A 25,870-nucleotide genomic window follows, 5' to 3' on the forward strand; every position below is an offset into this window, starting at 1 on the left:
TTGTTCAGAGGGACGCGCTGCAATGCGTTGCGGCGCCCGAGAAGTCGAGGTGGAAGCACACTCGCGCGTAATAGCCCTGATCCGAATAATTGCCGGTCGAGGAAATCTGCTCCCCGGTCGGTTTGGACAGCACGTCGTGCAGGCCGGAAATGCGTTTCCAGGTCAGCCCCAGGTCGCTCGACCGCTCGAGCCAGCCGGTGCAGTCGTAGTTCGCGTGGTCGTTGGCGAACACGCCCTTGGCCATCAGGCCGTTGTCGGTCTTCCAGACCTCCAGCGTCGCGCGGCACCATCCGCTGGAGGTGTTTTGCTGCACCCATTGGGTGTCGCCGTCGCCGCCATGGGTTTCCGCCTGCGCCACTGTCTGCGCGCCGAGTACCAGCGCCGCGACACCGGTGGCCGTGACCAGGGTGCGCAGCGGTTTTCTTTTCATCACGAGGGAATTATGCGGATCATGCCGGGAATTCCGACGTTGCCGGATCACTCGTGTTCGCCCAGGTGAACAAGTTCCGGTGCGGTTTCGCTGTGGGCGGTACGGGGCGGGTTACCAGCGTTCCCGGTGCACGACGTCGTCGAACGCCCGGCGGTTCGGGTTACGGATCGGGCGCAGCGGGCGATCCGCCGGATATCCGAGCGCGATCAGGTAGGCACACACGCGGTCCTCCGGGAGGCCCAGCAGTTCACGCGCCAGCGCCTGGTCGCCTACCGCCGAATGCCCGGAGCCGATGCCGAGGTCGGTGGCGGTGAGCATGATGTGGGCGGTGACCTGGCCGAGGTCGTACTGCACCCGTTCACCCTCGGACTCCCGCGCCGGGGCGACGAGCGCGATCGTCGCGGCGGAGTGCGCAACGTGGCCCGCGCCCTGCCAGACCTCGGCCAGGCGCCTCAGGCCCTCGCGCTCGGTCACCACGACGAAGTCCCACGGCTGGGTGTTGCGCGACGACGGCGCGCGGCGCGCGGCTTCCAGGATCCGGTCCAGGTGCTCGGCCGGGATCGGCTCGTCGGTGTAGGCGCGGACGTTGCGGCGGGCGGTGAGGGCATCCCAGGTTTCCATCCGGCCATTGTCACGAGGCCGCCGCGTTCTCGCTAGCGGAGCGGCTCACGCTCAGCTGAGGTGTTTCAGTCCGGGCCAGAGCTGTGCCCAGGTGCCACGTGGTTGCTGGCACAGGTAGATCGCGGCGCCCTGCTGCGTCTCCTCGTTCGACAGGCCGTCGGGCATGGTGAGTGGGGCGATTTCCGTTACCCGCGACCAGAATCGATGCAGGTAGCCGGGTGTGAACTCGCCGACGCACAACACCGTGGCGTCGCTGCCCGGGGGCGGCGCCCAGTATCCGTAGGCGTTGTGGCCGCTGCCGACCGGATTGTGCAGGCCCTCGGAGGGGCCGAGGATGGTCAACGCGCCGGCCTCGCCGTAGTTGCTGGTGAAGATCACCGTGTCGGCCGGGTACTCGTCGGCGACCGAGACGATCTGCTGCACGTAGCCGCTCCAGCCGTAGGTTTCGAGCACCGGACTGCCGGCGCCGATGGCGACGCTGTTCGCGATTTTCGGCGGGAGGACGGGCAGTCCGACCACCATCGCGAACACGCCGGTGGCGGCGATCGCGATGGGCCACCGGCGTCTGCCGTCCGATGTGTCGGCGGCCTCCACTCGCGCCGCTCCCGCCGCGAAGAGGCCAGGCAGGGCCGGCGCGGCGTAGTAGGACTTGCCCGAAGTGACGGCGATGAAGGCGACGGCGGTGATCGCGACGACCAGCAGCCACCTGTGCGACCTTCCGGCCCTGCCGCACAACTGGCGCACCCCGACGATCCACAGGCAGACCAGCGGCGGGCCGGTCAGCAGGAGCAGCAATTCGGGCACCTGGGTCAACGCGCTGCCCTGCCGCCCGGACAGCACCTCGGCCATCCGGACGTCCGGCCATCCGGAGGAAGCGTTCCACAGGATGTTGGGCAGCGCGATCAGCGCCGCGAGTGCACCGGCCAGCCATGGCCCAGGAGTGCGCAGCGCCGCGCGCCGGGTGACGAGTAGGCCGAGCGCGATGCCGATGAGCAGTGCGGCGATGGTGTCCTTGTTCTCCAAGCCCAGTCCGGCGAGCAGGCCGGCGAGCAGCCAGGCCGGGATCGTGCCCAGCCGCAGCGCTCGCGCGGTCGCGACCGTCACCGCGAGCCAGCACAACTGATCGGTGCCGGTGGTGCCGAACAGCGCCGAGGCGCCGACGTAGGCCGGGCAAGCCGCGACCGCGGCGGCCGAGATGAGCTGCGCCCGCGGCCGCCCGCCGAGCTCGGCGGCGAGCCGCGCGGCCAGCAGCACACAGCCGGCGTTCGCGGCGATGGCCAGGATGCGGAGCGGCAGCACGCCGCCGGGCAGTGCGGCGGCCAGCCGCGCCAGCGCCGGGGTCAGCGGCGGTTGGTCGACGTAGCCCCAGGCCAGGTGGCGGCCGGTGATCACGTAGTAGAACTCGTCGCGATGCCAGCCGTAACGGGCTGCCACGGCCAGGTGGATCACCGCGGCCACGCCGGCGATCAGGAGGACCGGCCGCCACGACATGCGTGGCGACGTTTCGCCGGACCTGGCTTCCTCGGATCTGTCAGCTGTCTGCGCCACGGTTTCGTATTCTTGCTTGACTGACTCAGTCAGTCAAGGAGCGGACCACAGGTTACCTCGCCCCGCCGAGGCGGGACGAGGTGACCTGTGGTCACGTGGTGGAGCGGTTGTTGAGGTCGGTCGACGGCTCTGCCTGGTGGTGCTTGGTCGGCGTGTGGCCCGCAACCATGGGGCCGCCCGGGTTTTCGACCTCCCACGCGTTCTGCGCGGCCGCCGGGGCGTCGGCCGGTTGCGGCTGCGCGACGCGCGTGGTGCGGTCGGCGTGCTCCACCGGGCGGGCGTGCTTGTCCGGCTCCGGCAAGGCGTGCTTCGGCGCGAGGAGCGACGACGGGACCTCGCCGACGGAACCGACCGGCTCCGGGGCGACCCGGCCTTCCAGGATCGGCGCGGTGGCCGCGGGCAACCCGCTCAGGAAGTCCGGGATCTCCTGCGGCTCAACCTTCTTGCGGCGGAACGACTTGCGCATCGAGCGAGGCTTGCTCGCGCCCTTGCCCGCACCTTCCCGGCGCGGATTGCCGAGCACCGGCGGCGTCGCCCCGCCCAGGCCCTGGTATGCGTTCTGCACGCTCTCGGCCGGGCTGCCTGGCCTCGTGCGTTTCTGCTTGTCGTTGCCCAGCACCGAAGGCGTGGTCGAGGGCGGCGGCTGGAAGGCCGCGGCCGTCTCCGGCGAGACCGCGCCCGGCAGACCCGCGCCACCCGCCTGCTGCCCCTGGCGGGACGGCATCTGCGAGCTTCCCGGTGGCGGCGAACCGAACTGCGACCCCGGCTGCTGTCCATTCGCGGACGACGGGCCCCGGCCGCCCACCGCACCGGGCCGCTGCTTGTCCCGCGGGGACTGCGGACTTTGTCCCATCCCCGGCGGCGGGCTCAGCTGCGAGCCCGGCATACCGCCCTGCTGCAACTGCCTCAGCTGCTCCTCCGACAGGGTGCCGCCAGGCGGTGGCGAGATCGTGCCCGGCGGATACATCCCGTTCTGCGCCGTCATGGCGTTCGGCATGTTCTCCAGGTCGGCGGAGCCCAGCGGAGGCGCACCGCCCGGCGTACCGCCGCCGAGCGCGTCGGGCGTCGGCGGGGGCTGCACATTCGGCCCGTTTTTGGAGAGATTCTGCAGGAGGTTCGGCGTCACAAGGCTCTGCGCCAAGAACGGGGCCAATGTGGACAGACTGGGCACCGGGGGCGGTTGCACCACCGGCGGCGACATCGTCGGCCCGCCGCCCGCGCCGACCGGGGGGACGTTCGGCACATCGGTGGGCGCGATCGACTGTGGCGCGGTGTTCGGCGCCACCGGCGGCCCATCCGCCGGTGCGTTGGGCGCCCCGTGCGGCGGCAGGTTCGGCGCGTTGCCGGGTGGGTTGACCGGCGGGGCGGAGCCCGGCCCGCTGCCCGGCGCGGACACGACGGTGGTCGGCACCGAGTTCGGCGACGGCATGTCGGGGACCGGATCGCCGAAGGCGCCGGGATGGATGTGCGCGTTGAACGCATCCATGATCATCGCGTGCCCGTTGCGGAGCTCCGAGATGACCGGGGCGTACTCGGTCGCGAGATCGCTGGCCAGCACCCGGGCGCGGCGGCTGTAGTCCGCCCGGACCTCGTCGTCCGTGCGGTTGCGGTCGCCCAGTTTGCCTGCCTTCCGGTCCTGTTCCTCCTCGTAGCTGTTTATGCCGCCTCTGACCTCCGCGTTTTTCAGCGGGCCCTTGGCGGACTGTTCATACGCGGTCTGGAACTCCGCGTACAGAGCCTTCATTTTGGACTGACCTTCACGCATGATGCCGGCCAGCGTCGCCAGGTTCACCGAGTTCACCGAGGACGCGTACTGCCAGACATCAAGGTATGCCAGCATTTCGCCGACCTTGGAGAGGTAGACCTCCTTGGCGGCAGGCGAATCCCAGCCCTCGGCCATGGTCTGGGTCTGGGTGCGCAGCTGCAGCTGGAGGCCGGCCAGCATCAGCCCGACCTGGCCCCAGTGCAGCGACAGGTCGTCGGCCGTGCCCGGCTGCTCTCCCTTGATCTCGAGATTGATCATCTCGATGTCGGTGTCGCTGTCGTCGGGGCCCGGTGTCTCCTCGGCCCCGATCGTCGGGTCGCTCGGCTGGTCTTTGCCCCAGGTCTGGGAGTAGTACGTTGGCTCGTCGTACCGGCCGCCCACCTCGAAGGCGCGCTTGCCTTCGGAGATGGCGCTGAGCCAGCTGTAGTCGTAACCGAAGTACGGATCGTCGTTTCCGGCCATCGCCGATCAGTGTCCCTTGACCTGTTTCGTGGTGCGATCGATCGTGTCCTGCGTGACCTTCTGGATCTCGTCCTGCGTCACCGGCTGCGGCTGCCTGGTGATCTCCCGGACGTCCGAGGTCGTCGTCTTCCCGTCGGCCTCGGTCACCGTGTAGTACTTCCGCGTGTACGTGCCGTCGCTGTTGTAGACGCTGTCGACGTGCTCGGTGGTCGTGGACTCGACCTTGCCCTTGGCGTTGTAGTTCACCGTCTGGGTGGAGTTGTAGACGTCATCCTTGGAGGTCGACTCGGGCGCTGACTGGCTGGCCACGCGTTGCGATGTCAGGGTCTTGGCGTGGGTCTTGAGGTCGACGGTGTAGGTCGAGGTGACACCACCCATGGTGCCGCCCTCGGTGATTTTGAGACTCTGCCCGGTCCTTTTGCCGGTCTTGGTGTCGAAGGTCGTCGTCGTCGTGTGATTGCCGACGGTGACCGCCTCGCTGATCTTGTTGCCGTTCTTGTCGTAGAACGTTTCCGTCTTGCCGTCCGGCCCTTGCACGACGGAACGGGTGCCGCCGCCCGCCAGCGAGTACGTGGTGAACCAGGACCCGCCGATCTGGTACGTGGCAAGCACCTTCTCGCCCGCGGTGTCGGTCGGGCCGGGCTTCATTTCACCGGCCAGCGTCTTGTTCTCGACGTACGACGGGAGGCCCTTCGGCTTGTCCGCGCCGGGAATGGCGAAGGCCCATTCGATCGCGTTGAAGGCGTTCTTGCCGGACAGATCGGTGTTCCGCATCAGGTCCGCGTAGATGAGCGCGACCGACGAAAGCGCCACCACGCTCTGGTACGCCGCCTGCAGGAACTGGGTCATCTCCGACGCGTTGCGCGAGATCAGGCTCTGCACCTGCGCGCCTTCGGGGAAGTGGCCGGTGCTCACCTGGGTGTCGTCGCCGCCGCCGCGGATCATCTGGACCGGGCCGTTGATATCGCTCTGGAAGTTCTTGCCCATGGTCGCGATGTTGTTGCCGTAGCCCTCCATCTCGTGCGGGTCGTGCGTCAACTTCGCCTTGGTCAGAGCCCAGTCTTCCCCCGCGTCGGCCATCGCCCCTCCATCCAGTGGTCGAGCAGCTCTTCCTTAGACAACCAGACTCGGTCAAGGGTTCCCTCGCGAGCCGAAACGTCTCGGCTTCTCCGCAAAGGATGCCTCAGTGCGTTGATCGCCGGCGCGGGCTTCCCGTAGCCGCCCCGCACCGCGGTACCCCCGCAGGGTCGCTGAGCTGCGGTTTGCCGGAGATTTTCGATGTCCGCCCGCTGTCAGTGTGCTGGCTTACCGTCGCTGTTACGTGGCTAGTGACACGAGGGGTGATCTATGTCCGACGAAAAGAAGCTCGACCCGGCGCAGCTTGCCGAGATCCAGAAGATCATCGACAAGTACGGCGTGGAAGCACATATGGTCGTCACCGGTATCACCACCGGCGTGGTCGACGCGGTCAGCAGTTCGACGTTCTCCGGCGCGGCCGCCAACGCGGCGCTGAGCAAGCAGCAGGACGAGCTCGAGCCCTACTGGCAGAACAACCTCAAGCCGATCCTCGACAACCTGCACGCCGCGGTCGGCAAGACCAGCAACTCGATGCAGAACCACGACGACGAGGGCCGCAGCCACCTGGCCGCGATCTCCGCCGACGGTGGGATGGCAGGCAACTTCGGCAGCAGGCTCTGACACCACAGGCAACCAGGAAGGGGTGTGGCAGACATGACCGGTCCGATGATCAAGGTCAGTGGCGCCGTCAGCGACATGGGCTCCAGCACGACCACCAAGGCTGGGCAGCTGATCCAGCTTTTCGAAGACCTCAAGAAGGACGCCATGGCGATCGCCGGCGACGCCTGGGCAGGCCAGGCACAGCAGGCGTTCGAGCAGGCGCAGGCCCAGTGGACCGCCAAGGCTTCCGGCCTCGGTAACGCCCACTCCGAGGTCGGTACGGCCGTCGTCAATCACGTCGAGAACCTGATCAACGCGGACATCCAGGCGGCGGGTTTCTTCAGCGCCTGATTTCGCGCAGCACGGCCCGAACCGGCCCCGGGACTGAAAACCCCGGGACCGGTTCTTTGTCTCGAAAAGGGGGGAGGGGAAGCAATGCAGCACGCCGGTTGCCCGGCCGCGCCGTCACTGCCGGTCGGCGAACAGCTGGACCGGGGGCTCGGGCAGTTCGTCCTCGGGCAGATCGACCGGGACCGTGGCCAGTCCGCCGCGCCAGCGGCGTTTGCGGCCACGCGCACCGAACGCGATCGCGCCGACGAGCAGCACCGCGAGCGCGGCACCGGCCGCGGCGAGGAGGTAGGCCAGCCGCGCCGAGCTGTTTTCCGCGTCCTCCCTTGCCTTTTCGGCCGGATTGGCGACGGGTGGGGTGTACGCGGGAAGGGCCGCGGGCGCGGCGCCGGTCATGCTGTCCAGCACCGCGGCGTACGGGTTCAGCACCCCGTAGCCGTAGTTCGCGCTGCCGACGCCCTCGGGTGCGGGTGCCGCCGCGGCCAGGATGCGGTGCTCGATGTCCTGATTGGACAGTTGCGGCCGGTAGGCACGGACCAGCGCGACGGTGCCCGCCACGTAGGCGGTGGCGAAGCCGGTGCCCACCGCGGGGCCGAGGCCGCCGTCCGGGTACGTGGTCAGCACGTTTTCCCCCGGGGCAACGATATCCACCGCGCTGGGGCGGGAAGTCTGTGCCACCACGCCGGTCTGGTCGATGGAGCCGACACCGATGACATCGTCATAGGAAGCGGGGAACGGGACGAGCGGGACCTGTTCGTTGCTGCCGCGGTCGCCCGTCGCGGCCACCACCACGATGTTCGCGCCGAGCGCACGCTGCACGGCGGCGTGGAGCGCGGCGCTGTCGAGGTAACTGATGGTGGGCACCGCGATCACGGTCGCGCCGTGGTCGACGGCCCAGTTGATACCGGCGGCGAGCGTGTCCGGCAGGACGGTGTTCGTCGGCAGGCCATGGGGGAACTCGTCCCCGGCGACCTTCACCGAAAGCAGCTGCGCGTCGGGCGCCACGCCGTGGAAACCGATGCCGGTGACGCGCTGGCCCGCGATGAGCCCGGCCGCACCGGTGCCGAGGCCGAGGCAGTCGGGTTTGCCGCTGGGTTCGGTGCCGGTGTCCGCGGGCGCCACACTGGTCTGTGCCGCTATCCGGCCCTGCAGCAAGGGATTCGCGCCGGTGCCGGTGCTGAGCACCGCGACCTTCTGGCCCGCGCCGGTGGTCATCGGCCAGGCGCGTTCCGGGGCGAGCAGCTGCTGCGCCCACGGCGCCGCGGTGACCGTGGCGCCCGGTTGCACGCATTGGCTCTGCTGTGCGGCGGCGCTCGGTGCGGCCACCACGGTGGCGATGCCTGCCGCGGCGGCGAGCAGTGCACGCGGAAGTTTTCTCGGTGCCATGCAAAGGATGCTAGCCCACGGCGGAACCTCGCAAGAGGACTCGACGTCGAATTCTCAAGCGGATCCGCGAGGAGGACACCATGAGTTTTCCGGTCAGTGACGGGCCGAACCCGGTTTTCCGGGAAATACTCGCCCAGCTGAGCAAGGCGGCCGAGAACATCCCCAAAACGCAGGCGAAAATGCAGGCGCTCACCGGAGTCGCGTGGTCGGACGACCGGCTGGTCAAGGTCGTCGTCGGGTCTCGCGGCCAGCTGGTGGACCTGGAAATCGACCCGCGCGTGTTCCGCAATCCCGACGCCGGTGAGCTGAGCGCGAAAATCGTGCACACCGCCACCGCCGCGGCACGGGACGTGAGTGCGCAGGCCAAGGAAATCATGGAAGAGGGAATGCCCTCCGACATGGCCGAACTGCGCCAGCAATACGCCCCTGACCGGGAAGACATCCTGCCCAATCTGTTCCGCACCGACGCCGAGCTCTACGCCGAACGGGAGGAAGAAAAATGAGCACCTACATCGACATGAACGGCGACCCCGCCGAAATCATGGCCAAGGGCGCGCAATGGGCGACCACGGGTATGGAATACGCCGATTCGGCGCGGCAGCAGGTCCAGGAACTCGGGCAGACGCTCGACGAGCCCAAGACGTTCGGCAAGGACGAAATCGGCGAAGCGGCGCGGAAAGGCCTGTTCAACGGCGAGGTGCCCAGCGCGGCGCTGGACGGCATGTTCAAACAGGACCACACGATGGGCGAAAGCTTCGGCGAAATCGGTGACCGGGTGGTCACCGCCATCGGCAACTTCATGGGTATCGATCAGGACGGCAAGCACACGGTGGACAAGATCGAGCCGTAACCGGCTCTCGTCGGTCGATTTTCCGTGCCATCACAGCGAAAGGAGGTAAGTAGTTGTCCGGCGGTCCGATCGACGACACAGCTGCTTTCCTCTATCGCGAGATGATGGCCTTCGCCGGGGAGGTCGACCACTGCATCAAGGAGTGGAGCGACTTCCTCGGTATGTCGTTCGTGCCCGACCACGCCGTGGAAACGGTGATGGTGGCGCTGTTCGACCGGTATCCGGACGCGGAACCGAAACTGTCCGCCGACGCGATGAAGAAGGCGCTGGAAAAGGCGCAGCACGCGGCCGACTTCAGCAAGCAGGCCGGCACCCTGACCAAAGACCTGCAGATGGACTGGGACGGCGACGGCGCGCCGGTGTCCCTGCGCCAGTTGATGACCGACTTCTCGAAGACGATGTACGACCTCGTGGAGTCGAACCTCTCGCTAGCGGTGGGGCTTTCCCAGTTCAACCAGTCGACCGTGCTGCACATCAACACGTTCGAAGCCAACCTCGCGATGATGGCCTTCGAACTCGTGCGCGCCATCATCATGGCCTGGGGCACCCTGGGCGGTTCACTGCTGGCGCTGGCGGGGATCCTCGCGATGATCCGCACCGCGATCAGGGAAGCGTGGGAGCGGGCCCTGATCGCGGCCGGCCGGACGACCATGGACCACTCGGTCGCCAAGTTCGCGTTGCCCGCCATGGGAAAGATGCTTTCGGCGGGCGGCAGGAAAGCGATCGAGGCCGCCGGGGACGCCGGGAAGCGGGCGGCTGCGCGTGTGCCCACCGACACGCAGGCGTTCAAGAACCTCGGCAAAGTCGCTTGGGAGGGAACCAAAGGCGCGGGCCGCGCGGGTTTGGAGCGTGGCAAGGACTTCGGCCGCGATCTGACGCCGAGCCGGGTCGCCGGCCGCGGGGTGGCGCGCGAGGCGCAGCAGCAGGCGATCCGCGATGCCGCCAGGCAGGCCACCCGGGAGGGCGCTACCAGGGGGGTCAGCCGGGAAACGCTGCAGCAGATCAAAAGCCGTGCCTTCAAGAAGGCCATCGGTGAACAGGCCGGCATCCGGCTCGGCGGCAAGTCGGCGTCGAGGGCGATGGAGCGGCTCACCCCCGAACTTCGCGAGGCCGCCAGGGTCGCGGTGGACAAGGCACTTCCCGCGACCGTCACCAAGATGACCAAATACGGTCTGATGTTCAAGAAGACCGTCATCGGCTACGGCCTGCAGAGCGCGATGAAGTTCGGCATGCTTTCCGATGTCGGGGCGCAGTTCATGACGGTGCTCGAGACGGGTGGCGCTTACGGGTACCGCGTTTCGAGCACGCTCGCGGCGTTCACCGGTGCGTTCCTGGGTGGCGCGCCGCTCGGTTTGGCCAGTCGCAGCATGGGTTTCTTCATGCTGGGCGGCGTCGGTGGTGTCAGCGGCGCGCTGGGCGCGACGTTCGCCACGCAGTGGGGCCAGGGCCTGGATGCCATGCTGCACAACGCGGCTCCGGGCGCGTTCGGCGCGCCGAGCGACGACTACGCGTTCACCTCGAAGGCCGATCGTGCGGGTGACCAGCAGGTCACCTGGGGCTCGATCAAGCACGCGATGGGGAACCTGTTCTCCGGCCACTTCAGTGACTTCAAGAGCAGCGCCGTCGGGATGGCGTTCACCCAGGGGGCCGTCGGTGGCCACTGGGAACAGTTCATCGGTGAACGGGAGTGGGGTTTCCGCCACTCGCAGCTGGCCGAGTTCCAGAACTCGTGGATGAACTTCCGGGCCGACACGGGCGTCGGTGATGCCCCGAACTTCACCAGCCTGTTCACCGGGGCTTCGCCGACGCCGACGACGGTGGGCGGCGGGGGCACCGTCATCAGTGGTGGCTCCTCGGCAGGTTCCTCCGGCGGGTCGTCGGGTGGTTCTTCGGCTGGTTCTTCCGGTGCTTCCGGTGGCTCGGGTTCGTCGGGCGGCTCCGGTGCTTCCGGTGGCTCGGGTTCGTCGGGCGGCTCGGGCTCGTCGAGTTCTTCGCGCAGTACGCCGGCCGGTGCCGGTTCCGCGCAGGGGTCGGGTGCGCCCGCGTCGGACGCCGGCACCTCGAACGACGATCAGCAGCAGACGAGCGCCGCGACGCCGGAGCGGCAGCCCGCGGTCGCGGGTGGCACGCACTCGCAGAGCCAGACCGCCCAGGCGCCGGATCAGTCCGCGCCGCAACAGGCCGCTTCCGCACCGGGTGACTCCTCGACGCAGAGCCAGGCACCGGCCCAACAGCCCGCTCCGGACCAGGGCGCAACGGCCACGTCGGATCAGGCGGCCCCACACTCACCGGCCCATGCGGCGCAGCAGCAGAGCAGCGCGCCCGACGCCAGTGCGGCGCCCGATGCACAGACTCGGGACCACCCGGCCGCAACCTCGACCACGCAGGCCCCCGACAATGCGGCCACTCCGGATGTACAGTCCACTCCGGACGGTGCACATTCCGGTGACGGCAACGCAAACCAGGGATCTTCGGATCAGTCCGCTTCGGACGGAGAACAGATCCGCAAGCTGGGCGACACCGTCGGCGGCGGGCAGCAGACCCTCACCCTCGGGGAGAACCAGCAGCACACCGTCCAGTGGGACAGTGCCTTCAACTCGCTGCACGCGCGGAACCTGGAAGGCTTCCACGCCACGAACGTCGTCCAGGTCAGCGAGGTCGACCCGCAGACGCAGACGTTCACCGCCACTTCGCCGGACGGGCACCAGGTCCGCATCCACGTCGTGATGAGCGACGACGTGCCCGCCCATCAGGCGCAGTTCACCGAGGGCACGTTCCAGCTGACCGAGAACGGCTGGGTGCAGACCGCGGACGCGGTGATGACGCTGTCCACCCACGGCTCGCCCGATTTCACGATCGCCGGTGAAACGATCGAAGCGGCCCAGCGGGCGGTGCTGGAGCATGCGCTGGGCTCCACACCGATCGTGGCGCCCGGGCACGTCGCCGCGTCGCACGGCACGACCACCGTGCGCGCCGGTGAGCCCAGTACCAATCGCGGGGACGTCTACCGCTCCGCGGCGCGACAGGTGCAGGTCCTCCAGTCGAACGCGCCCGTCCCGGTTCCCGCGCATCTTCGCGCCGCCATCGCCGCGGTGCAGGCCGATGCAGCGACGGCGCTGGCAGCGGACCAGTCGAGGACGCCGACCCTCGGCCCCGACCTGAACGGGCCGAACCCGTGGCACGTCGTGAACGTCAACGCCGATCCGAACGCGGACGGCACCGTGTCCCTGGTCGAATACCGCGACGCCGGTACCAGGGTCGCGGTGCGGATCGTGCAGGACGGGCGGCTGGCGCCCGGCACGATCAACGTCCAGCACGGCGCCTGGCAGACCAACGACGACGGCACCCGCACCCAGACCGAGGTCACCGTCGTTTCGCTTGGCCCCACCTCGAACGCGGACGAGGCGAAACAACTGATCGACGCCGCGCTGCGCGAGGTCTATCACGGCATACCCGGACGCGCGCTGCCCGGCACCACGACGCCCGCCACCACGTTCAACCAGTCCGATGTGGAGCGTTTCGGGCGCCAGTCCGAGCCGGTGGTCGACCGGATGGATGCGGGCGAGGGCACCACCGACCGCAGCCCGGAAGTGGCCGACGCGTATGTGAACCGGCTGCAGCAGCTGGCGGGCCGGCCGCAGGCCGACGGGCCGGTCACGCCGGTGTCACTGGTCGGGAACACCGCGAACGGCACGGTTCCCGGGATGTCGCGGCAGCCGGACAGTGCCGAGCACCTCGGCGGGTCGCTGTGGCGGCTGTCCTTCGGCCCCGACACCGTCGACGTGCACGCGAGTGTCCAATCCGGACTCCCCGCGGGCGAGATCCGGATCGTGCCGCCGCGGATCGAGATCATCGACGGGCGCCCGGTGCAGATCACGCCGATGCAGCTCATTCTTTCCGGGCAGGGCCCGGACAACGCGATGCAGGTCCGGCTGGTCACCGGGCTGCGGTTGTCGCGGGCGTTCGGCCTGGCCGGAGAGATGATCAACGGCCTCGGCGACATCAGTGACGGCAGGCTCGCCGCCACCTACAACGACGAACTCGGTCCGGTCAGCGACGCGTTGCGGGCACAGCGTCCGGACGCCGCGATCGTGCCGGATGCGCTGCCGGTGGCCGGTGCGCAGGCCCCGTCGTATTCGGTGGTGCTCGGCTCGGAGCAGACCTTCGCCGCCGACGCCCAAGCGGTGATCAACGAGCTCACCGATCGCGGTTTCCTGTTCCAGAGCGCGGAAAACGGCTGGGCGAACGGCGATCCCGGCCTGGTCACGCAGTGGGTGCATCCCGAGACCGGCAACCCGCTGACGCTCCGCCTGGAGACCACCGACGCGGCCGGCGCACGACGGGTCGCCGCGGAAATGGGCCGGGACCCGGGGGCGGCCACGCCCGAACTTCGGCAGCAGCAACAACAACTGCGTGACTCGGTACTGAACGGTTCGCTCGAACCCGCGGGCACGGGGCAGATCGAACTTCCCGCCGTGCGTGGCAATGCGTGGGACACCGTTGCCGGTCATCCGGAGCTCCACGCGATCACGGTGTCCGAGGACGTGGTGACCGCCATTGTCGCCGCGCAGGGGCCGGAGGTCTCCGCTCCCGGTGCGTCGAGGCTGGCCGCGACCTGGTTCGTCGGCCAGGCGCACGCGCAGGGAACCGACCCGGCGCTGGCCGTCACCGAACCGCGAGTCCGGATCGCGATCCGCGACCTCGTGCGGTCCGTCGCGCGCACCCCGGACACCCTGCACGGGCAGGACGCGGACGGGAACTGGGTCGTCCAGGGCACCCGGCTCGGGGTGACGGCGCGGGTGACGGTCGACACGAACGGAAATGTCCTCCGCGCGGAGCTGGTGCCCGGGCCCAACGTCGTTACCGCACCCACGCTCGCCGAGGCGTACCACGCGCAGGCGGGGCAGGATCTCGCGGACGCCGTCGCGCAGGTGACAACCGCGACCGTGGTGGCCAACCCGGACGCAGCGGTGACGGTGACCGGCGCTTCGGACACGTCCGACTACCTCGTGCGCTTCTCCGACGACAGCACGTTCAGCGACGATCTGCAGCAGGTCACCGATGCGCTGACGGCCAACGGCTACGCCCAGAACGGGGAAAGCGTCCTCGACGGCACCGATGTCGTCGTCACGTTCGTGCAGACGGCCACCGGGCACACGCTGCAGCTGCGCGCGACGGTCGACGAGGGCGCGGAGTTCCGGGTCCCGGTGCTCGCCGATGGCGAGACGATCGTGCGCGGGGTGCGGCTGTTCCGGAATCCCGGCAACGGGTTCAGCGTGGTCATCGACCCGACGGTGCGGCTCTCACCCGCCGAGGTGGCCGACGTCGTGGCCGCCGCGGCGCGCAACCAGGTGCAGATCCGCCGTACCGAACTGGTGCAGCTGGTCAACCGGCTGATGCCGGGTGCGAGCCCGGAGCACGTCGATCAGCTCGTCCGGATGATGCGGCAGACGTCGCCGGAAACGTTCGCGGTGTTCGCGAGCATGGTGCCCGGGCAGCCTGTCGGTGAGCGGCTCGCGCGGGTGCTCGCGGCGAACGAGGGGCTGCCCCGGTTCCGGCTCACCAGCCTCGTTTCCCGGCTGCTGCCCGGCGCGGCGCGGCGGTTGGTCGGCCAGGTGGCCGACGTGCTCACCAGGACCCCGCCGGAACTGCTCGGCCACCTCACCGACCAGCAGACCGGTGGCAGGCTTTCGGAAATCGTCCACAGCCGCGCCGAGAAGGCGGAAGCGGATCTCGCCAAGGAACTCGGGCGCCTGCTGCCGAGCGCGTCGGACGGGGACCGGGCCCGGCTCGCCGCCTTGATCAACGGCGACACGGTGCCCGACGTCGCGCGGCGGATCTCGGAGCTGGCGCCCGGCGCGTCGGCGGAGACCAGGGCAGATCTGGCCGATCTCGTCACCGGCAGGCCCGAGCTGCGTGCGGGCCAGGTCGTCGACGAGATCAACTCGCTGGTTCCCGGCGCCTCGGACGACCTGATCGACTTGGTGCTGGACGCGCGTTCCGTGCACAGCGAGCTGTCGCTGCGGATCACCCGTGTGCTGCCGGATATCAGCGACAGCGCCCGCGAACAGCTCGCGGAACGGATCCTGGCCGCCCGCACCGCGGCCCGGATGAGCGACGCCGAACTCAACCGGCTCGCCGGTCTGCTGATGCCGAACGTGAGCACGGAACTGCAAGAGCAGCTCGTGGCACTGGTGCAGGCCACGCCCGTCGAGGTGATCGCGGCCCTGCGGCAGGCAACCCCCGGCCTGGATCCGCGCACGGCCGGCGAAATCGCCCAGGTACTCGAAGGCGAGCGGAGCCTGCGTTCGCCGGGCAGCCACCTTCGGCGAGCCGGCAGGCAAGCGCGGGACATCTGGCAGCGGAGGGCCTTCCACCGCACCAAGCGGGTCGTCGGCTGGGTCCGCCGGAATCGTGCCCCCGCGCCCGAGGCGGAAACACCGGACGCGTGGTCGGGCGAGCACGTGTTCGTGTCGGTGCGCCGTGGGGTGGACCCGTTCGGCATGAGTTTCGATATGCAGGAGTTCGGTCAGGCGCTGGCGGACGAACTTGGCATCATGCTCGACAGCCCGGACGTGTCGGGTGTCGGGGCGCGTGTGCTGGGCATGAGCCCGGATGGCTGGGTGCCCGAATACCGGAATAACTCGGCCACTCTCGGCGAAGAGGTGCTTGACCGGATCTTCGGCACCGTCGATTACACCGGTGCCGAGCCGGGCGCGAAGGTGCTTAAGCGCAGCTGGTTCGGCGAGGACCGCGGGCACGAGGCCCGGCGGGAGCGGGTCCAGGGGCTTATCGAGGCGGTCATCGCCAACCCGACCGAGGTGATGCGGGTCGGGCGTGGCCTGTTCAGCGATTTCCACGTGCGTGGCAGCTACGACGGGGTCACTGTGACCGTGGTGGTCGGCGCCGACGGTGAGGCGAAGTCGGTCACCCTGGAGGTGGGCGAGCACGTCCGGTCGGTTCCGGTCCTGCGGAACAGCAGCGCGGTGAACTACGTACCGGAAGAGGAAGACGGCGAGGCTGTCCGCACGGTGCTGTCGGACGGGCGTGGCCTCACGGTCGGCATCGACCACAGCGGCCCCGAGGGCACGCAGTGGGACGGCCGGTTCACGATCGTCGTCGGTGGCAACCCGGGCTCGCCGGAGTCTGTGGGACACCAGGTGGCCGACGAGATGCGCCGCGGCGGGTTCGGTCCGGCGGACGGGCAGCCGGTCACGGTGGTGACGGCCGAGGGGTTGCACTGGAGCCCGGTGCAGCTGAGCGAGTTCACCAGCACGCTGGGCACCGAGCTGGGGCAGCTGGTCACCACTTCGGCCGAGGTGCTGCCGGTGAGCACGATCCCGGCCGTAGTGTCCACTGTGGACGGTGTGAGGATGGCGCCGGAGGTGGGGCCGGAGCCGGTCGTGCTGTCCGAGGGCCGCGGGGTGCTGCTCGGTGCGCCGGAGGCGCCGACCGGTGACGTGTGGCAGGACCGGTTCGTGCTTGTGCTCGGTGGCCGGCAGGGTGACCCGGCCGAGCTCGCCGCCAGGCTCGCCGGGCAGCTGGAGGCCTTCGGGCACGATGGCCGTCCGGTGTGGATCGCCCCGGCCGCGGACCTGTCGTGGTCGGATACGCAGCTGGCGGCGTTCGACACCGCGTTGAACGTGCTCGGCGTGAACACCGAAATCGACCGCAATGCCTTCGTGGCATTGGAAACCCGGGCGAGCAGCCTGCGCGACGCGGTGGCCGCGGTGGAGGGCGCGCAGGCGTTCGTGGTGCCGTCGCTCTCGTTCGACGCGCCGATGCATTACCTGGTGCAGGTCGCCGGTGACACGTACGCCCGCAGCGCGCGCGACGTGCTCGACGAACTGACCAATCGTGGCCTGCGGTTGAGGGAGATCCGCAACGACTGGGCCACCGGTGACGGGTTGGGGGTCACCGCGACCTTCGTCGATCCGGCGACCGGGCGGCTGCTCACCGTCGAACTGCTGACGCCGGAGGCGATCGTGGCCCGGCCGCAGCTGCTCATCGACCGGCAGAACGGCGACGCCGAGGCGCAGGCGCAGACCGTGGCTGCCGTCCCGGTTCCCGACGGTGCCGTGCGGGTCTGGGTGCAGCCCGACACGGTGCCGGTGGACACGGGCGAGCCGCGGCAGTACCGGGTCGAGGTGGCGGCGGACGACTTCGTCCGGGGCGCGCAGGCGGTCCTCGCGGAGTTGCGGGCGCGCGGCTTCGAGCTGGAAGGCGTGGACAACCTGTGGTCGAAGGGCGGGCTTGGCGCCACGGCCACTCTGGTCGAACCGAACACCGAAAACACCGTTGTCGTCCGGTTCCTGACCCCGGAAGCGAGCGCTGCGGAACGGGCGCTGGGGCGCCTCGACCGCGCGGATGTCTTCGGCAGGCGGGCGGCCCGCGCGACGGCACCGGAGCCCGAAGGCATCGATGAGGTCTTCGGGGCGAGCAATGACCGCGCGCCTTCGGTGGCAGTGGTCGTCTCGGGGGTGGACAACGCAGCCTTCACCCGTGAGGCCGACGGCGCCGACGGCAGGGTCCGTTACCTGGTCACCGTGCCCGCCGAGAGCTACGACGCGTCGGCGGACAGCGTCATGGATGCCTTGTCCGCCAACGGTTATCGGCTCGAAGGGACGGACAATCGCTGGTGGCGCGACGGTAGCGGGCTGGTCACCACCTGGACCGAACCGGTCAACGGCCGCACGGTCGAGGTCCGGTTCTCCACGCCCGAAGCGGTCAAAGCGTTGCAGGACATCGCGAACCTCGACCGGCGGCTTGCCGAGCTGGACGTTTGGGACAGCGGGAACGATGCGCGGCGTACCCAGCTCGCCGACGAGCGTGCGGCGCTCGTGGGGCTGTTGGCGCCGCCGGCGGACGGCTACGGCCGGCCGCTCACGGTCGCCGAGCTCGCGGCTCATGCCGACGACATCACGGTCACCGACACGGCACCGGGTGAACTGCTCGTCACGGTGAACTCGGACAGCTACGCCGAAGGCACGAAGTGGCTGCTCGACGAACTCCAGTGGCAGCGGTTCGAAGTCGTCTCGGTGGACAACCAGTGGGCCGATGGCACTGGCTTGGTGATCACGGTCGTCGAACCGGTCGACGGCCGCACGCTGGTGTTGCGGGTGACCACGCCCGAGGTCGTGGAAGCACAAGGCAAGATCGCGATCATCGACCAGCAGTTGGGCGAGCTGGAGGCGTGGGACAGCGACAATGAGGCGCTCCGGCAGCAGCTCACGACCGATCGCGCGGAAGCCGTTGCCACGACACGGGTGGCGCCGGAGGGGACCGATACGGTCACCATCCCCGGGGTCGATGAGCCGGTCACGGTCGACGAACCTGTTCCGCCTGCGGCGCCTGGGCCGTTCAATGTGGACGTGGACCGGGTTGTTTCGGCGCTGCGGGAGGAAAATCTGCGGCCTTACGTGACGGTGCTGCGGTCGAGCTGGTTCGAGGGGCGTGATCCGCGCGCGGCGGTGCGGGATCTCGTCGGGCACATCCTCGAAAGCGGCACGGACGTGCGGACCGACCCGGCCGGTGAGACCACGGTGCGCGGCGAGCACGAAGGGTTGCGGGCGGCGGTCACGCTGGCGGCCGATGGCACGGTCGCGCGTGTTTCGGTGGAGGGTGGGGCCCACACCCGGACGAACCCTGGGCCCGGGGTCCGGTCGTTCAGCCGGGTGGAGCGGGCGCTGGTGCGCGCTGACGAGCCCTCGCGTGCGCGGCTGGAAGCCGCCCGGAACAGGGTGCGTGACGCGGACATGCGGGTCGCGCTCGCGGAAGAGGATGTCCGTAACGGCGTGCGCGGTGCGGAGGTCGCGCTCGCGGATGCCCGTACCAGCCAAGCGGATGCGCTCGCCGCGATCGGGCCGGCGGTGGACGCGGTGGTGGATGGGCCCGAGGTGGTCGGGTTCGACGGTGGTGTGGCTATCGGCGCGTCGGGGCCCCGGCTTTCGACATTGGCCCGTGACGGCGCGTTCACCGTTGTGATAGCGGGAAACCCTGGCACGCCAACGGATATGGCGCGGCGCGCGGCCCGTGAGTTGCTGACCGGAGGGGTCTGGGGCGGGACCGATGTGCGGGTGGTGCCGGTCGGGGGAACCGGCTGGGCGAGGCCGCGGCTGGACGAGTTCCGGGCGGCGCTCGCTCGGGAGCTCGGCGTGGATGTGGAGCTGGAGCTGCGGACCCCGGTGCGGGCGGGTGTTTCGGTGGACTTCCCGGCGAATCCCGCGTTGTCCGGCGACGACCTGAGGCGCTTGACGGAGCGGATCGGGCCGGGTGCGCTGACCCCGGGTACCGCGGTGCTGCGGCCGGGCTGGGCTGGTGATCTGCGCACGATGCTGGAAACCGTTGCCCGGACGGGACAACGTTCCTGGGACGAGGTCCGGGTGGTCTGGTCGGTGCGCGCCGAGTACGAGGGCGTGGACGTGACCGTCGTCGTCGGGCTCGACGGCGCCATCCGGGGTGCGACGCTGGGCACGGGCGAGCACGTCGGGCTCAACCCCGGCGAACCCCGGCGGATCGTGCGGGGCCTTGCTGTCACGCTCGGCGCGGCCGACAACGCGGGCCGCGAGGTCGTCAACGCCGCCCGCGGGCGGCTGCGGGCGGCCGACCTGCGGGTCGCCCGTGCGGAACAGGACCTGCGCGAGGCCGGCGTGGACACCGCCGCCGCGCAGCGAGTCCTCGACGCGGCGAGGGCCGAACAGGCGGCGGCACTGCGGAACCTGCGGGTGGTGATCGTCCACACCCAGGCCGGTGAACCGGTGCCCTCGGGCGAGCCGACCCCTGCCGCGATGGCGAACGTCGTGACGCAGCGGGGCGAGCCCGACTCGTTCCCGGGCCGGGTGCTGGGCGCGGTCGACGCCGCGCTGCAAGGGGACGGCGCGGACACCGACGCGCTGCGCACGATCCGCGACGACGCCGTCGAACTGTCCTATTTGGACCTGATCACCGCCGACGCGCCGGACGGAACCGGTGATCTGCTCAGGCAGGCGGGCGAAATCCGGGCCGCGCTGGACACCGCCATCGCGGCGGCGGGGCTGAGGATCGCCCCGGCGGCCGCCGCCCACGACCTGCTCTCCGGCCGGGTCGGCGCCGAGGTCATCGCCCCGTTCGAGGGCGGCCTCGCGATCGGTGCGCCCGCGGCCACGCGGGAGGGCGTGTTCACGGTTGCGATCGGCGGGCATCCCGGCGAGCGCAACGCCGTTCTCGCGCAGGTCGTGCAGACCATGCTCGAGGGGGCCGACGCCTGGACCGGGCCGCGGGTCCGGATCGTGTGGGGCGAGGACTCCGGCTGGACCAGGGGTGAGCAGAACGCGTTCGAGGCGGACCTGGCGCGGGGCCTGCACGCGACCGTGTCCCGCGAAGCCGCGCCCGGCGCGGCCTTCGACACGACCGCCGCCAGCTACGAGCGCTACGGCGCACCGAGCTGGGTGACCGATGCCGACGGCTGGGTGGTCGCCGAGGAAGGCGGCCTGCTCGACCGGGGGGTGGACCAGGCCGACGACGAGAGGTTCGTGCGGCTGCCCGCCGGGACGAGGGCGGTCTTCGACGGCGCGAGCGAGCTTCGGCATGTCGTGCTGCCCGACGGAATCAGCTACGAGCGTGGTCCGGACGGCCGGTGGTCGCGGGCCCGCCACAACGCCGGCGAGCTGATCGTCGTCAAGATGAGCGACCCGATCACGCTCACCCTGGCCGATCAGTCCATTGTGGAGCTTCCGGCGGAAAGCGAGCGGGTGCTCGACACCGTCACCGGTGAACCGGTGGCCTACCGCCAGATCAAGGACGAGAACGGGAACTGGCTCAGCGACCCTCGTGCTTTCCTGCCCGATGGCAACGGGAACTGGGCCGAGCTGGCCGAGCCGCCGCATCCCGCGGCCTACGAGGGCTGGCTGGCGAGTGCGAACAAGGAGCACGACACGGCGCGGACGCTGTATGACATCGCCGCCCGCTCGGCGCCCGACATTCCGGAGAACCGGCGGCTGACCACGATCAGCGACACGGCCGTGGCGGAGTTGCTGCACGGTACGCCGGCTGATGCGACGGCCGCGATCTACGAGTGGATCCGCCGGGGCGGCGCGGAGCGTCAGAACGGAATCTCCTTGCGGTGGACGCAGATGCTGGGGTCCGACGCGTTCTACGAGGGCGACATGGTGAACATGCCCGCCGGGGAGGGCAAGTCGTGGCTGCACCTGGTGGACGCGGTCCGGCGGGCGGTGCTCGATGGTGTCACCGCGGTGCACGTGATCACCACCCGGGCGAACCTGGCCGACCGCGAGTTCGAGCGCTATCACGAGCTGCTGACGGCGCTCGGTATCGACGTGCACCGGATGAACTCGGACGAACCGCCGCCCGCACCGGTCGAGGGCAGGCCCACGATCTACCTCGGTACCAGCCAGGACGTCGGGTTCACCTACCTCAAGACCGGCCGGCTGCCCGGCCAGCCCGATTCCGGGATGGTGGTGATCGATGCCGGCGTGGACGAGGTCGACGAGGCCACCGTCTACTCCAACCCGCACTACATCATCAGCAATGGCGCCGGTGCCGGGGCGTCTGGACCGGTGGACACGGTCGTGCGGTGGGCGCAGGGCATCCTGGACAACCATCTGGTCGAGGGCGAGGCGACGCCTTCGCGAGGGCTCACGCCGGAGCACTTCGGCCGGGAAGCGGGCCGGCGTGGTGGCCGCGCGGGCCTGACCGAGGAAGGCCGGGCGAAGGTCGAGGAGATCGTGGGCCGGGAGCTGTTCGACTTCGAGGTCGACCGGTTGACCATGGCGGCCACGGCGCACTGGGAGTACCACGACGACATCCACTACGTCGCCGCCCGCGGCAAGATCACGATCATCGACCAGACCACCCACGATGTCATGGAGGACCCGGAAACCTCCTCGGAGAGCCGGTGGAACGGTGGCCTCGCGCAGGCGCTCGAAGCCAAGCACGGGTACCGGATCCGGGCCGATCCGGCGAGCAGCACGGCAACCAGTAACGAGGAGCTGTACAACCGGCCCGAGTACGGGCGGGTCGTCGGCGGGTCGGGGACCGCGACCGGCAAGGGTGAGCAGTTCGCCAGGCAGGGCATGGCCAGCCGGCCGGGGGAGTCCGGGCAGCCCGCGTCGAGCACCATCAGGGACATTGCCCGCTACTACGCGTCCCGGCTGCTGACCAACGAGGCCGGTGACTACGTCACCGCCGGCGAGGAGTCGAAGCTCGACCTGATGGCCGAGCACATCGCCGAAATGCAGGCGGCCAACGGGCAACCGCAGCTGAACCTGATGCACCGTAACGATCTCGTGGCCAAACTCGCCGAGCGGCTGGAGCGCCTTGGCGTGCCGCACGTGGCGATCGACGCGAGGTGGTTCATCGAGCAGGGCACCAACCGCGACGCCGCGTTCAAGGCGGTGCTCGCCGAGGCGGGCAAGACCGGCGCGGTCCTGGTGATCAACATGCAGGGTGCCCGCGGTGTCGACATCTCGATCAGCGACGAGGCGAAGCGGGCCGGTGGCCTGCACGTGCGCGTCAGCGCGCGGTCCGGGGTGTCCCGCGACATCGACATCCAGGCCGAGAACCGGGCGGCGCGAAGCGGTGACCCCGGCAGTGTCGACTACTACGTCTCGCCCGACGACGACGTGTTCCAGCTGTCGGACAACCCCGCCGTGCAGCTCGCGATCGTCAGGTACACCGACGCGAGCACCGCGGAACTGGCCAACTCCACCGAAACCACCCGGGCCGAACTCGCGCGGGCCCAGCAGGGCCTGCGTGATCTGATCGCGGACCTGCAGGACGCCGCGGCGCGGCGGCTCGGCATCCGGATACCCACAACCAACCAGGCCAACGCCCCGCCGGGCCGATGGATTCCGCACGGCGCCGCCGCGGCGGCGCTCAATCCCAAGCGGGACGAACCAGAGGAACCACCCAGCGTCGATGCCGGGCCCGCCGTGGCGGGCACCATGTCCATTCCGGACACAGGGCGTCGCGCACCAGGCGTAGTGCACGGGGAAGGGTCATCCCCGGCGCACCATGGAGATGGTTCGAACTCGGCTCCCCGGAAGGAGGTGTTGAACGGAGCCGACTCGAATACGTCCACATCGGACGATCAACCCACCGCGCCTGTCGTGGCGGGCCGCGTGCTGGAGCTGCCCGTCTCGCTCGTCGTCGACGACGGCGAGACGACGCACAGCCTGACTTTCGCCGAGCAAGCGCTGGCAGCCGCGTTGGTGGAAGCGCGCGACATACCGAGCGCGGGACACATCGCGGATGTCGCCGGTGGTGTCGGTGGCTGGGAAATGGGTCTGCCGGGCGCGCTGCGCTGGCAGTTCGGGCTGGAGATCGATGCGGCGGCGAGCACGCCGCGCGTCGTCCTGCCGCAGCTGCGGCTGGTCGACGGCCGCTGGGTGCAGATGCGCCCGGTGATGCTCGTGCTGCCGCCGCTGCCCGCGGTTTCGGCGTACGACACAAGGCTCACCGCGCTGCTGGGCGACGTCGTGGCCCGGCTCGCCGAGGACGTACCGGCCGCACTGCGCGACATGGCCGCGGTTTTGCCGGGCGCACCCGCGCTCGGTGACCTGGTCCCGGAACTCCCGGCAACCCCGCACGTCCAGCTGGCCGCGGTCGATGAACTCCGGCGCGGGGTGGCGCAGGCTCGTGCCACGGTCCCGCAGAACGCGGACGGGGTGGCGCTCGCCTGGATCGCCGATCGCACGCACCAGGCCCTGGACGAGCTGGAGGCCGCGGCGCTGGAGTTCGCCGCCGACCCGTTGCCGGCGCTGGCCTGGCGCGGCACCGAACTCGTCACGTTGATCGGCGACCTGCTCGACGCGTACGAACAGATCGCGGTCCAGTACCCCTCGACCGATCCCGCGCCGTTGTCGATGCTGACCGCGCAGGCGCTGGGTGACCTGCTGCCCGAGGTCGGCATGGGCAGGACGGACGCGGTCGGGTTCTTCGTCTACCGCTATTTCCAGCCGGACGCCGGTTACCGGGCCTACCGCGAGGCCATGGCCGACACGGGTGGTGCCGCGTCGTTGTGGGCGATGATCGGTGAAGAGGCCCACCGGTCGGCCGGTGTCGCGCACGCGTACGAGCGGGCGTCCTCGGTTTCGATGATCGTCGGGCACGCCAGGGGTGCCGCGGCCCTGCGGGAGCCCGCGACCGGCGAGGTCGACGAGTACGGATTCGCTCCACTGCCGGAGAACGCACTCGACAACGCGGCCATCGCACCGGTGATCCGCGCGTGGTGGGAAGACCTGCCGCAGTCCGGCAAGGATCTCCTCGCGGAGTACGTCGCGCAGTCCCGGAACCTCAACGAGTTCCTCACCTACCTGGCCACCGGCGCCGGTCTGCCGGACACGCTGGTGGCGCAAGGCCGTCGCCTGCAAGAGCTTTCCGAGGAACTGCAACGGATCGCGCGGGAGTTCCCCGCGCCCGAACAGCCGATCACCTTCTACCGCGGCACGCGGGTGCGAGAGATGCACCAGTTGCGCGGACTCGGGGCGAACGCGGCAGGGGAGGAATTCGATCCGTCGGCGGCGCTGGCGGCCGGACAGCTGCGTCCCGGCTCCGTGCTGAACTCCGCCGCCCTGGCCTACGCCTCGAACGACCCCACGATGGCGGAAACCGACGCGCGGGATCTGAACAACCCACCGGAAACCGAAATCCTCCTGCGGGTGACCACACGGGCCTGGGGACCGGTCGGCCCGGCCAACGCGTTGCACCAGGTGATGCTGCAGCCGGAACGGATGCTGGTCCGGAACAGCCGCGTGATCGACGGACCGAACGGCAGACCGCGGATCGTCGCGGACCTGGTCGGCGAGAGCGCCTGGACCGAAGCCGACCGAGCACTCGCCGACTGGCCGGTCGCGCCGCCGGTGGCCGCTGCCGAGTCGCCGCGACTGTCCACAACGGACTTGAACGGCTACCTGGACCGGCTCGGGCCCGGCGCGGAAACGCCCGACGTCAGGGTGCTCCGGCCGGACTGGCCCGGAGATTTCCGCGCGATGGTGGAAACCGTGGCGCGCACCGGAGAGCAACGGCCCGGTGGCGCGGACGGCACCCGGATCATGCGCGGGGAGTACCAGGGGGTCGAGCTCTCGGTGGAGCTGGCCGCCGACGGTGCCGTGCGGAACGTGGTGATCGAGGGCGGCGCCGCGACCCGGCGCAACCCCGCGCTGCCGGCGCGGACGGTGCCGGGCCTGGCCCGAGCGCTCGGGCTGGCCGGCGACGCGGACAACCGGACGTTGCGGCTGGCGCGGGAGCGCGTGCGGCACGCCGACCTGCGGGTCGCGATCGCCCGTGAGGGGCTCCAGCTGAGCGGCGCCGGGCGGGAGGCGCGAGAGGAACTCCGGGCGGCGCTCGCCGAGCAGGCCGAACTGCTGCGGCGGCTGCGCACCGCGATCCTGCACGTCCAGGCACGACAGCCGATCCCGGCGGGCGAGCCGACGGTCGCGGCGATGACGGAGATCGTGGCCCGCCTGGGTGATCGCGATTCGTTCCCCGGACGGGTGCTCGAAGCCGTGCGGGCCCGGCAGGCCGCCGCCCTCGGCGACCAGGCGCGGGCACTGGCGGCGCTGGAGCAGAACGCGATCGATCTGTCCTATTTGGACCTGCTGACCGCGGACGCGCCGGACCGGGCCGGTGCGCTGTTCGGCGAAGCCACCGGGCTGAGGGGTTCGCTGGTCGCGGCGATCGACGCGGCGGGGCTGGACGTGCCTGCCCCGGCCGGGCCTTCGGCACTGCTCTCCGGCCGGGTCTCGGCCGTCACGATGACCGCGTTCGAGGGTGGCCTCGCCATCGG

General features: G+C 70.0%; 11 protein-coding genes. 5 read left to right on the forward strand and 6 right to left on the reverse strand.

The features are described 5' to 3' along the window. Positions 1–4: 4 nt before the first annotated feature. The 5 genes from VHD82_RS21100 to VHD82_RS21120 all read right to left on the reverse strand — a co-directional run bounded on the left by VHD82_RS21100 (position 5) and on the right by VHD82_RS21120 (position 5,906). Positions 5–433, reverse strand: a complete 429-nt coding sequence (locus tag VHD82_RS21100) for a hypothetical protein (protein ID WP_325706386.1) — start codon at positions 431–433, stop codon at positions 5–7. Between the two features lie 108 nt (positions 434–541). Then, the gene (locus VHD82_RS21105; protein ID WP_325706389.1) at positions 542–1,051 is read right to left on the reverse strand and encodes a nitroreductase family protein; all 510 of its coding nucleotides are present in this window, start codon (positions 1,049–1,051) and stop codon (positions 542–544) included. 51 nt (positions 1,052–1,102) lie between these two features. After that, a complete protein-coding gene (locus VHD82_RS21110) occupies positions 1,103–2,542 on the reverse strand; it encodes a glycosyltransferase family 39 protein (RefSeq protein ID WP_325706392.1) in 1,440 nt (479 codons plus the stop codon). A gap of 148 nt (positions 2,543–2,690) precedes the next feature. Continuing rightward, complete coding sequence (locus tag VHD82_RS21115; protein ID WP_325706394.1) at positions 2,691–4,826, reverse strand: hypothetical protein; 2,136 nt, start codon at positions 4,824–4,826, stop codon at positions 2,691–2,693. Between the two features lie 6 nt (positions 4,827–4,832). Next, positions 4,833–5,906 (reverse strand): hypothetical protein, encoded by a 1,074-nt coding sequence (locus tag VHD82_RS21120; protein WP_325706397.1) that lies wholly within the window; start codon positions 5,904–5,906, stop codon positions 4,833–4,835. A 267-nt stretch (positions 5,907–6,173) separates the two neighbouring features. Between VHD82_RS21120 and VHD82_RS21125 the strand changes: the two genes are divergently transcribed. Both VHD82_RS21125 and VHD82_RS21130 read left to right on the forward strand, forming a co-directional pair. Continuing rightward, positions 6,174–6,524, forward strand: coding sequence for a hypothetical protein (locus VHD82_RS21125; RefSeq protein WP_325706401.1), 351 nt, complete (start codon positions 6,174–6,176; stop codon positions 6,522–6,524). Positions 6,525–6,557: 33 nt separating this feature from the next. After that, positions 6,558–6,854: a WXG100 family type VII secretion target gene (locus VHD82_RS21130; protein WP_325706404.1), complete on the forward strand. Its 297-nt coding sequence runs from the start codon at positions 6,558–6,560 to the stop codon at positions 6,852–6,854. A gap of 114 nt (positions 6,855–6,968) precedes the next feature. Here VHD82_RS21130 and VHD82_RS21135 read toward each other — a convergent pair whose 3' ends face one another. Beyond that, positions 6,969–8,237 carry a S8 family serine peptidase gene (locus VHD82_RS21135; RefSeq protein ID WP_325706407.1) on the reverse strand — a complete coding sequence of 423 codons (1,269 nt, stop codon included), beginning with the start codon at positions 8,235–8,237 and terminating at the stop codon, positions 6,969–6,971. 80 nt (positions 8,238–8,317) lie between these two features. Between VHD82_RS21135 and VHD82_RS21140 the strand changes: the two genes are divergently transcribed. The 3 genes from VHD82_RS21140 to VHD82_RS21150 form a co-directional block, all read left to right on the forward strand. Next, on the forward strand, positions 8,318–8,740 hold the full coding sequence (locus VHD82_RS21140) for a YbaB/EbfC family nucleoid-associated protein (protein ID WP_325706410.1): 423 nt from the start codon (positions 8,318–8,320) through the stop codon (positions 8,738–8,740). Next, positions 8,737–9,087 carry a hypothetical protein gene (locus VHD82_RS21145; protein WP_325706413.1) on the forward strand — a complete coding sequence of 117 codons (351 nt, stop codon included), beginning with the start codon at positions 8,737–8,739 and terminating at the stop codon, positions 9,085–9,087. The genes VHD82_RS21140 and VHD82_RS21145 overlap by 4 nt, the downstream gene beginning before the upstream one ends. Positions 9,088–9,140: 53 nt before the next feature. After that, a partial coding sequence (locus tag VHD82_RS21150; protein WP_325706416.1) for a hypothetical protein occupies positions 9,141–25,870 on the forward strand: 16,730 nt, incomplete at its 3' end.

The organism is Amycolatopsis sp. (assembly GCF_035546795.1).
Classification (GTDB): domain Bacteria; phylum Actinomycetota; class Actinomycetes; order Mycobacteriales; family Pseudonocardiaceae; genus Amycolatopsis_E.